Here is a 10,648-nt window from a genome sequence, read left to right as displayed (position 1 = left end):
GCCGGTTCGACCCCGGCCGCCGGTATAGTAATAAAGACAAGGTTTTCGGACCTTGTCTTTTTTTCTTGGTAGTGGCAACTCTTGTTTAGTTACTAAAAATTACTAATTTTTCTCTTGACGGTTTGAGTTTAATCTGATAGAATTATAGTGTACAAAATACTTAATCCAAATGTACAAAAATATCCTAGGAGGAAAACTCAATGTTACTTAGTCCAATTCTTGTTAAGGTTATCTGTGACGCGGTTGTTAATGAGTGGAAACCAAAATATGATTTTTTAGACGACCACTTTAAGCTTCCACTTTCAAAGACCGACTTTTTTAAAATAAAGTATCCCACTTTAATGAATAATACTATTAATGAATATCTTAGAGTTTTAACTAAAGGCTCTAGTTATAGATATGCTACTTTTAAAAGAAGAGCTGAGATACTAATAAGTAATGGAAAAATTTCAAACTTGTTTTTTGACACAGTTGATAAATCTACAGTGTTGAATGGGTTGTTAAAAGTAAATCCTAATAATGTTAAATCAGTAAATGATTTTTACATAGAAAATGATAAATTTGATTTTACATTATGGAGTGATTATTTGCTTGAACAAAATCAAATTTTAGGTATAGAATTTGCTGATGAAATTTTCTTGTTTTCGGCAATGTCTTATATCAGAAATATTATCAGTTTCTATGGATTGCTACCATACAAAGTTAAGCTTTCAATAGATGACGATTGTATTTTCTTTTATTGTGTTGATTTTACTAATAAGAAGAACACTTTTTTTGTTAGTTTATCTAATCCGTTGGCTTCACATTTTATTTAACTTAAAGAGATTTGGGAATAAAGTGTTTAAAATCAGAAAAACGCATAGTATCAAGTATTGAACAACCTGATATTATGCGTTTTATTGTGAGAAGATTTACTTCATTCTCTCCTGTAATTGAGTTTTTGCCATCCTCTTCATCAATGCCTGCATGAACAAAGATTTAACTATTAGTTTCATAATAATAGCGTTTATCTCTATATCGTTTTTTAACAAGTTTATGAATGGAATGAACTAGATATTATTTTTTATTTCATTTCTAACACCTGTTTCAAAGTTGTTAAGATTTGATTTTAATATATATTCCAATTCCTCTGTAGAGAAGAAACTCTTTATTGTTTCTAGAAATGCTGAAGCAGTAGGCTGATTTAAATTAAACCAATCATAAAACCTTTCTTCATGATTTCCAATAAGTGTAATAATTTGTTTTGGGTAAATCTTTTCAAGTTCAATTATTTTAGAAATGACTTGAAAAGATTGAGAACCGTAATCAATATAGTCTCCAAGTAAGATAAGTCGACTTTGTTTATCAGATAAATCTATTTTATTGAGAGATTTAATAAACTCATTGTAGTGCCCATGTATATCAGATATTGCGTATATTTTAGCCATAGCGTCTCATCATTTCTTCATGTGAGATAGTTTTTTTGCCACATTCAGCCCATTTTTTATAAGCTTCATCAGCGACCTTAATATCATACATATCTTCAATTTTCTCTATAACAGCTTGTCTAATAAAGTCAGTCTTTGTTGTATTATTTTCTTCAACAATAGCATTTAATAAAGAATTTAACTCTTGACTAAGTTGAATAGAAATTTGTGTAGTAACAACATTATTCATATAACAGTCACCTAATAGTTATTTTATATACATTATACTCTTAGTCTAATAGTTTCACAATAAAAGATTTCACTTTTTATTGTTATTTATTTTTAAAAAATCGTAGTATCCGTAAGGACGTGCTTATTCGAGCTTGGCCGCGGTATAGTAGAAAAGACAAGGTTTCTAAGCCTTATCTTTTTGTTTTGGAATTAAAAAATTTGAAGTTAAGTTACTAAAAACAACTAATTTTTTTCTATGTATTTAAAAATGTTATAGCAGAACTGTATTTCTTATTTCTCTCTAAGTCTTTTTCAGTAATTAATGGTAGTCTGGTTAAATCTGAATTATGCCGTAAATCCGCCAATTTTACAACTCTAGCGAGTTCATTTGTCTTTACTAGATTGAGATAAGATTGATAATCTTGTCCTTTTTTCTTTGTGAGTATATCGACGGCTTCTATAATGTTTTTTGAAAAACCTTCCTTTTTTAGGTCTAGTAGGGTTAGTGTAGTATCTTCAATTACATCATGTAGATAGGCGACAGCTTTCTCTTCATCAGTTGTGACAAAACTAGCTACTGTTTCAGGGTGTTTAATGTAGTCAATTCCTGCTCTATCAGTTTGTCCAAAGTGTGCTTTTTTAGCTACTTCATGTGCTTTTGTTGCTTGTGATTTGTTCATGTTCTGATTATATAATTTCTGTTTGGAAAACTCAATTAGTTTATAGTAATTCGTCTAGCTTGTCAGCCAGGTCTTTCTGTTTGCTTGGGTACAAATGGGAGTAAGTATCAATTGTAGTCGTTATAGAAGCGTGTCCAAGTCTTTCTTTTACTACTAAATAATCTTCCCCTTGGTTAATTAACAGGGAAGCGTGAGAGTGCCTAAAATCGTGTATACGTATCTTTTTTAGTGTGTTATCACGTTCAATGATTTTCTTGAACTGCTTTTCAATAGCATTTTTTGTAATTGTGATAGGGCTATTTTGAAACACTTGTAATGTTAGGCTATTGTTGGTAAATTGCTCTAATAGATGTTTTTGTTGCTTTTCCCAATCTTGTAATTCTTGGCTTAATTTTTTATTGATGACAATTCTTCTTGTTCCTGCTTTAGTTTTTGTTGTGCTGATATGAGTTACTCCTTTATTAACATAGACAGATTTCGTGATATGAATTGTATTACTTGAAAAGTTGATGTCTTGCCATGTTAGGGCAAGAGCTTCCCCAAGTCTTAATCCTGTAAAGAATAGAACAGTAAAGAGTAGTTTGATATTGTATTCTTCGGGTTCAAATAGTGATAAAAACTTCTGAAATTCTTTGACTGTCCAAAATTGCATTTTTGTTTTTTCAATTGGCAACTTTTTTATCAATTTTGCTGGATTGGAGGAGTAATAGCCTTTTCGCAAACCAACATCAAAAATTTTTTTGAGTAAAATCATGATTTTGTTAATAGTATTTGTGCTTAACGGTCTATCTGAATTTTTAGCCACTTTTTGCCTAAGATGTTCTCGAAACTGGTAGATGTCTTCATAGGTCAATTTTCCGACATTATCGACCTTAGAAAAATAATCTTTGATGTGTTTGTTGTAATTATTATCTTGTGTATTGATATAGCTTGCTTTTCGATGATTTATACTATCTTCCTCCTTAAGTAGTTCATATAGTATGGGGATAGTTATTTTAGCTCCATAAAAGCGTTCTTTTAACTCTACACTTCGTAAGTAGTGTTCTGCTTCAATAGCTTCTTTTTTCGTCTTATAGCCCTTTCTGACAAGTCTACGTTGCTTTAGTGTTATTGGGTCAAAACCGTTACTAATATCAACTACCCAATTACCGTCTTTACCTTTTCTAATTGCCATATTTTACTCCTTGAGGGTACTGTTTTGAACATCAAAACCGAGTAATTCGGTAGCAATAGTAGCAGGTATAGTACCAATTCGCTTGTTCTGATAGACTGTAAAGCCTCGGGTTATCAGTATCTCTTTCCCTTGGCGGATAATACGTTTAGATGTTCCCTCAGAGAAACCGAGGGCAATTAGGTCATTCTTAGTAACAGTTGCTATCATGTGACTTACTCCTTTATTCATCTAGTCTTATTTTCTTGTACTTTACATGATTATCGAAATACTGACCGTCTTTATAGACCTTACTAGTGTATTCCGTTTCATATAGTACGACTGAACTATCATAGTTAAAATCTTCATAAGTGTAAAATTTATCTTCATCAGGCTTTTTCAAGTTGCGTGATGAAAAATAGGCTTGCTTTCCGAAGTTTTCCAACAATTCTTGTCCAATACCTTTTTCAAAATACTTTGTGACATATCGACCGCGATTTTCTTTGCTGTCGACGTCAACTTTATTTATCCGTACTGCTCCATGCCCCCAAAGTTCTAATAATTGCTTATGTGGAATATAGGGAACACTGAATAGCAAAATATGACTATGCCATGCTTTACGTTTTTGCCTCTCTAATACTGCTATATATTTTAATTTACTTTTCTTGGTATTAAAAATGTGGTAGTTAAAGCGTTTAATAAATGTTTTGAGTAAGTCTTTGAAGTGGTTTCTATCGCTGATATTTTCCTTAGTGGTCAGTGTAAGAAAAGAAGTTGTATCATCAAAATTACAATCAACTAGACGGAGTAAGTTCCACTTGGCTTCTAAGCGAGTCTTCTTCATACGTTCAAGACGTTGTTCTTGTTCTAGGGGTGTTAGTTCATCAAATGTTCTGCGTTTTGCTTTTTCCTTGTTTTCAGTATTAGTATCTAAAATAGATTTTCCTTTTGAAAATATTGGCTTTTCATATTCCCAAATTTCAATATAGGAAGAAGTGCGGACTATTTTTTTATTATATGAGGTCATAAAAAATAGTTCCTTTTAGGTTGGCTTTCGCCAAAAGATTGTCTATATAATAAATAAACTAGGAGGAGCAAAGCTCCTCCCTACTTCTATCATGTGATCCTAAGCACCGCTCCGCTAAACACACTTCCAGCTTGCCGACTGCTTGTCGGCAGTTTTGCTTAGGTACATGATGAGAAGTAGCTATTAAATTTGTAGTTGTGGTAATTGTTTTAATATTTTGTCTGTTGCCCAGTCTGTTGAAATGACCTCAAAATGTCCTTGGTCATAAACTAGCAAATCTCCGTTACCAATAAATTGATATTTATTATCTTTGTCAATATATAATGAAAAAGTATCTATACCAATAACATTTTTAGAAATATCAATAGATTCTTTAGGGGTATGTCCAACAATTTGTTTAGGAAAGTCTTGGTTGGGAAGCAATTCTAATTCTCTAAAATGTGCCCATAAAGGAGAACCCCCAAGAGCTTTCCCACCACGCATTGGTCCTATTGTATAAGCTAGGATATCTAATTCTTCTTCATACTCTTTGGTATAAAGGTTAAAATGCCATTCTTTTGGGTCAAATATCAGATTGAAACCAGCGTGACTGACTAAATAATCATCTAGTTGATAAGCTATTTGTAATTTCAAATCCTGCAACAATTCTTTTACTGCGAAAAACACTTCTAAATTTTGAATTGAGAAAGGAGCTTGTTCTCCCAGTAAATAATAAGCATCATGATTACCTATAAGATTAATTACATCTATTCCGTTTTGCTCTTTATCTATTTTCCAAGAGTATAAAAAAGTGAGGTCTTTGGCATAAAGTTGGATATTGTTAGTTTGACCATGTAAATCAACATAATCACCAAGAAAAATGATTCTCTTAATGTTATGTGTTTGGATAATTTTGTCAACAATGGGTAAAATTAGTTGAGATTTTAAATGTAAGTCACCAATTAATAATGTCTTCATATATATTTCCCTCTTTATTTTTGATATTAGTCTAAGAATAGAATTAAGCTCTATCAAATTTTTTAGGCAATAGAGAAGTGTTTTTTGAATATTGATAGGATTTTTTAACTGTATCATAGCAGATAACAGGTATTGTTTTGCTATTTTTTACATCTCCATCAATAAAGTAATGACTTTTACTATCATGGTAAATCTTACCTAGGTAACTTTTATCTTTAGCTACTTCCCAAGAAGCAAAATGCCCAGAGATAATATCTTTATAAAATCTACCAGTTGTAATAGGAAATTTGTTGGTAAATATCTCTGGACTCGTTAGGTCTTTCCAAAGATTATTAGCTTCTTCATCAATGCCAGCATGGACAAAAATTTGATTTTCTGTTTCAAAATAACGACTATCTTCATATCGTTTTTGGAACCAGTTTATAAATGGAATATACTTATCATTATTTCTAATTTCGTTTCTAACACCTGTTTCAAAGTTGTTAGGATTTGTTTTTAAAATATAGTTCAATTCCTCTGTAGAGAAGAAACTCTTTATTGTTTCTGGAAACGCAGAAGCAGTAGGATTATCTAAAATCAACCAATCATAAAACCATTCTTCATGATTTCCAAAAAGTGTAATAATTTGTTTTGGATAAATCTTTTCAAGTTCAATTATTTTAGAAATGACTTGAAAAGATTGAGAACCGTAATCAATATAGTCTCCAAGTAAGATAAGTCGACTTTGTTTATCAGATAAATCTATTTTATTGAGAGATTTAATAAACTCATTGTAGTGCCCATGTATATCAGATACGGAATAATAAATTGCCATATAAGATTCTTTCTATAATCAACGTGAATTTACAGCGTATATGTAATTTATATAATTAGCAAAATCACCCATACGTTTTCTATCGTTATGAAACTTATCGAACCAAGAGGTATCTTTGTTATTGATTTGAGCCAAGCCTCTAATAGATATAAGGTTATCTCTAATTCTATTATGAATATTAGTTCTTGTATCATCAAGTGTATCTTGCTCTTCTTTTGTAAGTATTCGCCATTTTCCTCTCATTTCAGCATACTTCGCACTGTACTCGATAAGTTCTTTCCAGTATGCTTGAAATTCAGGGTCATAAATGTTTGATGATTTTATAAGTTCATCTAAAATTATTTCAGCTTGTTCAAAAGTTACGATTTCTTTGTCTTTTAGAAAATCGTTATAAGTAAAAATTTGCATAGTAAGCTCCTTTAATTTTTGAAATAATTATAACACATTATTTAGTAATTAGAATTACATTAGAACAAGAAAACCATAAATTTCCATTGTATTGACCTACGTTTAAATCTTTTAGAGTAACAGGACAGGTTTTATTATTTGCCATTTCTTGAACAGAAGCAGTAGGGGATAATGTATTTACTTTGACTTGTATCATCTCCATAAAGAAATCAGAATCCTCATCTTGAATTGACACGTTAAGTCGTAAAGCTACGGGCTTATTAGTCTCTCTGTCTAATACTTCTGTATAGCCTTTTACTGCTATAAATTTGTTGCCAAGCAGTTCTGGCTTTAAAAAATCATTTAGCTTCATGTGTACCTCTTTTCTATCATCGCAGAGCGATGAGGAACAGATATTTTTGCTGAAAATCTATTGAATTTAAGCAAAAATATCTGTTGAAATTATTTTGACTTTGTTACGTATAATTGTAGTTCTTTTATAAAATCGAATTGAGTTGTATCAAGATAAGGGCTTTCCCAGTATTGGGCAGATTCTTTACCAGAGCCTTGTATATAAAGATAGCCTGAACCTTTTTCTTCAATAGGTTTTAACTTATCAGGAGTAGCCGAACCAAAGACCATGTGATAGCCTTCACTAGAATTAGCACCAAGAGCAATTCTCAATCCTAAATTATCTCTGAGTTCAGTACTTAAAGTAGTACTAGCATTTACTTGTTGGGCAGATACTAGGATAAAAATGCCTGACTGTCTTCCAAGTAGAATGATTTGTTTAATCCCATCCATAACTTCAGTGATAATCTCTCTTGATTTTTTATCTGAACCTGTAGCTTGAAATGCTCCCATTTCATCAAATATAAGCCAATCCATGGTTAGTAAAATTTGAACCATACTGAAAGTTATCACGCATGACTTGATATCGTTCCTGCATTTCCTCAACTACGACTCTCACAATGCGAGCTATATTATTTGGGGTGGTTGCTACGTATTTATTTCCAAAGTAATGAGACAAGCTACCTAGGTCAGAGTTCTTAGGGTCAGCTATATAAACTGTTGATTGACGTTTTAGAAATTCTAAAATCAAAACAGATATAAGCACGGATTTCCCACTTCCAGTTCCACCCGATACTAAAATATGTGGGCATTTGACAGGATTATAATTTACACCATATCCTAAATCTATATCAAGGCTATCTATCTCTTGTCTTTGGCTGTGAGATTGTAGAACTAACCTTTTTGGTTTTATGTAATAGAAATGATATTCTATAAAACTAGGTCGAATAATCTTTTCCTCAAGCTCTAGTTCAAGCACGCCAGAAAGTACATCATCAAGAGATTGAACTTTTTTACTAAATTCATCGCCCGTTATAAGAGCTTTGATAAGAACATGACCTTTTTGTCTATCTATCTCGTATTCTAATACTGCACTTCTAACGATTTTTTCATAGCCTGAACCATCTTTAGATGTGGTATAAAGTCTGTTTGTGTGGAGTACATAAAGTAAGCTCTCACGTATAATAAGGTAATGCTCTAAGTCATATCGAAAAATTTTTATTTTCAGATGAATTTTATAGATAATAAATCCACCTAAAAATATGAAGAGAATTTGAACAAAAGTTGGAGCCCTAATATTAACAATAGTGGAAAATAGAATGCAGGCAAAGATACTTAGTATCAGCCAGTGCATTATTTTTAACTTATAACAGGAAATTATATTGTTTCTTGTTAAATCAGCACTTTGTCTTAATTTAAACATATTAGTTAGATACCTTTTATTTTATCTAAAAGCTCTTTTAAAAGTTCGTAAAACCCTAAGAGCTTGATTTTTGCGAAATAATATGTTGAGATAAGTAGTGGAATACACCCAAGGATAAGGATAGAATTCGAAAAGAAATGTCCTTGAGGGAATATAAAAATTGCTATGCCAGCTAATATCACAAATCCTAAAAGAAATAGATATGCTTTTAAATTATCACTCATTTCATTACCTCCTCTAATAAGCAATTATTTTAAGGAAAACTATAAAGATATAGTCGCCGATAAAATAGCGTGGTCGGGGAAACCGACTTTATTTTGATAATCAGGATTTTCTAAGAATCTCCAAGAATAACACACATTAGAAATAGGAATGTTTCCTATAATATGGTCTAATTTACAATATTTCCAAGAGTTCTCCTCAGACGGAGTATGTACAGTTAAACCTGCTTTATTCATTTCTGATTTTAGTAATGGATAGGAGTAAAATTCTCTAGGTTTACCTTGATAGGAATGAGTATCATCATTCTGCTTGAAAAAGCCATTATTAAAGTCACCTAGAATAATTGTGTTTTCATGAATTGGTAAATTGAAGATTAGCTTGTCTAGTTGTGTTTTTCTGTGTTTGAAATCTTCAAAAACATTTTCCCCTCCTATCTTGATACGAACTCCAATAATGTTTAATTCTTGTCCTTCAATTGTCACTCTAACGTGTAAAAAGTTTGGATTATTATCATCATTATCGATAGTAATGACTTGGCAATCATTAACTAAATCACTCTTTATTGCAATAAGAATTTCATTTCCAAAATCTATAGTACGCACATCTTCAAAGATTGTATAACCATTAGTTTGAAGGCTAGAACAGAATTGAGAATGATTATCTGTTTTTACATACTCTGTCAGACAGATAATATCTGAATTTTGCTGAGCTAGTTCCTGCGCAATCATTTCAGGAATTTGTTTTCCTTTTCTTGAACGTAGATTTATATTCCAAGTGGATGCTGTAAGTTGTATCATAAAATTTCCTCCTAAAAGTTAGTCCGCAGGAGGAGGCACCTCCTCCTGCTATCCTTCGAATCCATCAAAGATTTCTCCTAGTTCGTCTTCATCATAGTAGCTTTCCAATTCCTCATAGAAGTAATCTAAGGCTTCTTGGTCAAAAAAGTTCATTGCTATTCCTCCTCTCAGTATTTTTTGTACATTTTAATTGTACAAAATTAAAAGAAGAAAGTCAACAAAAAAGTATACTTTAATTTCCGAAATGTACAAATTTAATAAAAAAAAGAATGAGTCTGGGACAAAAAGATTTTGATTTTAGGAATTCTTTATTATAAATTTTAAAAATCGATAGATTATACAAAAAAGCGAACAAGACAGAATTCTGAGTATCAGATAACTCGTTTTGTTCGCTTTTTATATTTAAGATTAGACTTTTGTCCCAGACTCATTTTATAAAATTATTTTTGAAATTCCATATGGTATCAGAAAGTAATTTGTGGTTGACTGGTGCAACGATTTCAAGAAGCTGTTTTTCTAGAATAGAGAATTTCTTGTCAAAATCTTTTTCAGGTTCTGAAATATCGTGATTTAATTGGGTCATCAATTCTGCTTTAAGAAGAAATTTAACACATACACCTAAAGTTACACTTTGAGTATTTGTGGCACTAGGCAATATTTCTTTATATTTTTTAATTCCTTCTGCTACTTCATCGGACAGTGCAACGTTCAATTTTAATTCCTTTTCTTCCACCGGATAAATATTTTTTAAAGAGATAGAGTTATCTTGTACAACTTTTGTCCAGTTTGTTACAGTCTTTGAATTTTGAAACGCACGCGTTAAAATGGTAGCTTTAGTTATATTGATACCTTCTGAAGTTTCATATTTCTCTTTTAGCATTCTTAAATAGTAAGCTGCTTCACCAGATATTCGGACTTGAAATTGTGTCATTATTAGTACCTCCGTATTGTATTATACCATTTGTACATTAAAAGGACAATGCATAAACGAATAATCTACCTTCTCGTTCTAGCATTTTTACAAGTTTAGTAATCTTGCTGAAGATGCATTCCATGTGTTACGTTTAAAAAAGGGAATTAAAGTAATCTAGTTCCTAAAAGGTTACTAAAAATAAAAATTTTGTTTTTTTAAATAATATAAGTGTTTTTTTATAACGCTGATTTTACTGGTTTATAAAGATATAAAAACTTAAACACTAAACT

Annotated in this window: 13 protein-coding genes and 2 pseudogenes; 1 reads left to right on the top strand and 14 read right to left on the bottom strand. The window is 31.2% G+C overall.

The annotated features are described in order from the left end of the window. Positions 1-200: 200 nt before the first annotated feature. Complete coding sequence (locus tag RWO85_RS04620; protein WP_314414313.1) at positions 201-815, top strand: hypothetical protein; 615 nt, start codon at positions 201-203, stop codon at positions 813-815. 166 nt (positions 816-981) lie between these two features. On the opposite strand, the pseudogene RWO85_RS04615 reads toward RWO85_RS04620, so the two are convergent. The 14 genes and pseudogenes from RWO85_RS04615 to RWO85_RS04550 all read right to left on the bottom strand — a co-directional run. Continuing rightward, positions 982-1,427 (bottom strand): annotated as a pseudogene (locus RWO85_RS04615) (metallophosphoesterase); the annotation flags it as partial. Next, on the bottom strand, positions 1,420-1,656 hold the full coding sequence (gene relB / locus RWO85_RS04610) for a type II toxin-antitoxin system RelB family antitoxin (protein ID WP_314414312.1): 237 nt from the start codon (positions 1,654-1,656) through the stop codon (positions 1,420-1,422). The gene relB and the pseudogene RWO85_RS04615, both read right to left, overlap by 8 nt. 235 nt (positions 1,657-1,891) lie before the next feature. Next, a complete protein-coding gene (locus RWO85_RS04605) occupies positions 1,892-2,317 on the bottom strand; it encodes a GTP pyrophosphokinase (RefSeq protein WP_314414311.1) in 426 nt (141 codons plus the stop codon). Positions 2,318-2,357: 40 nt separating this feature from the next. Next, positions 2,358-3,491, bottom strand: coding sequence for a site-specific integrase (locus RWO85_RS04600; RefSeq protein ID WP_314414309.1), 1,134 nt, complete (start codon positions 3,489-3,491; stop codon positions 2,358-2,360). Between the two features lie 3 nt (positions 3,492-3,494). Beyond that, complete coding sequence (locus RWO85_RS04595; protein WP_314414306.1) at positions 3,495-3,698, bottom strand: DUF3173 domain-containing protein; 204 nt, start codon at positions 3,696-3,698, stop codon at positions 3,495-3,497. A gap of 13 nt (positions 3,699-3,711) precedes the next feature. Then, complete coding sequence (locus tag RWO85_RS04590) at positions 3,712-4,494, bottom strand: Rep protein (protein WP_000205177.1); 783 nt, start codon at positions 4,492-4,494, stop codon at positions 3,712-3,714. A 183-nt stretch (positions 4,495-4,677) separates the two neighbouring features. Continuing rightward, the gene (locus RWO85_RS04585; protein WP_314414305.1) at positions 4,678-5,451 is read right to left on the bottom strand and encodes a metallophosphoesterase; all 774 of its coding nucleotides are present in this window, start codon (positions 5,449-5,451) and stop codon (positions 4,678-4,680) included. Positions 5,452-5,494: 43 nt separating this feature from the next. Further along, positions 5,495-6,265, bottom strand: coding sequence for a metallophosphoesterase (locus RWO85_RS04580; protein WP_314414303.1), 771 nt, complete (start codon positions 6,263-6,265; stop codon positions 5,495-5,497). A gap of 18 nt (positions 6,266-6,283) precedes the next feature. Then, positions 6,284-6,673: a hypothetical protein gene (locus tag RWO85_RS04575; protein WP_001165436.1), complete on the bottom strand. Its 390-nt coding sequence runs from the start codon at positions 6,671-6,673 to the stop codon at positions 6,284-6,286. A gap of 37 nt (positions 6,674-6,710) precedes the next feature. After that, a complete protein-coding gene (locus RWO85_RS04570; protein WP_000772798.1) occupies positions 6,711-7,025 on the bottom strand; it encodes a hypothetical protein in 315 nt (104 codons plus the stop codon). A gap of 89 nt (positions 7,026-7,114) precedes the next feature. After that, positions 7,115-8,426 (bottom strand): annotated as a pseudogene (locus RWO85_RS04565) (FtsK/SpoIIIE domain-containing protein). Positions 8,427-8,431: 5 nt separating this feature from the next. Beyond that, positions 8,432-8,650 carry a hypothetical protein gene (locus RWO85_RS04560; RefSeq protein ID WP_001282608.1) on the bottom strand — a complete coding sequence of 73 codons (219 nt, stop codon included), beginning with the start codon at positions 8,648-8,650 and terminating at the stop codon, positions 8,432-8,434. Positions 8,651-8,689: 39 nt separating this feature from the next. After that, a complete protein-coding gene (locus tag RWO85_RS04555; protein WP_000615495.1) occupies positions 8,690-9,445 on the bottom strand; it encodes an endonuclease/exonuclease/phosphatase family protein in 756 nt (251 codons plus the stop codon). A gap of 427 nt (positions 9,446-9,872) precedes the next feature. Then, positions 9,873-10,376: a hypothetical protein gene (locus RWO85_RS04550; protein WP_000191545.1), complete on the bottom strand. Its 504-nt coding sequence runs from the start codon at positions 10,374-10,376 to the stop codon at positions 9,873-9,875. Between the last annotated feature and the right edge of the window lie 272 nt (positions 10,377-10,648).

Source organism: uncultured Streptococcus sp. (genome assembly GCF_963521865.1).
Classification (GTDB): Bacteria; Bacillota; Bacilli; order Lactobacillales; family Streptococcaceae; genus Streptococcus.
The sequence above is the reverse complement of the archived record's forward strand: the minus strand, read 5'-3'. Positions and strand labels throughout refer to the sequence as shown.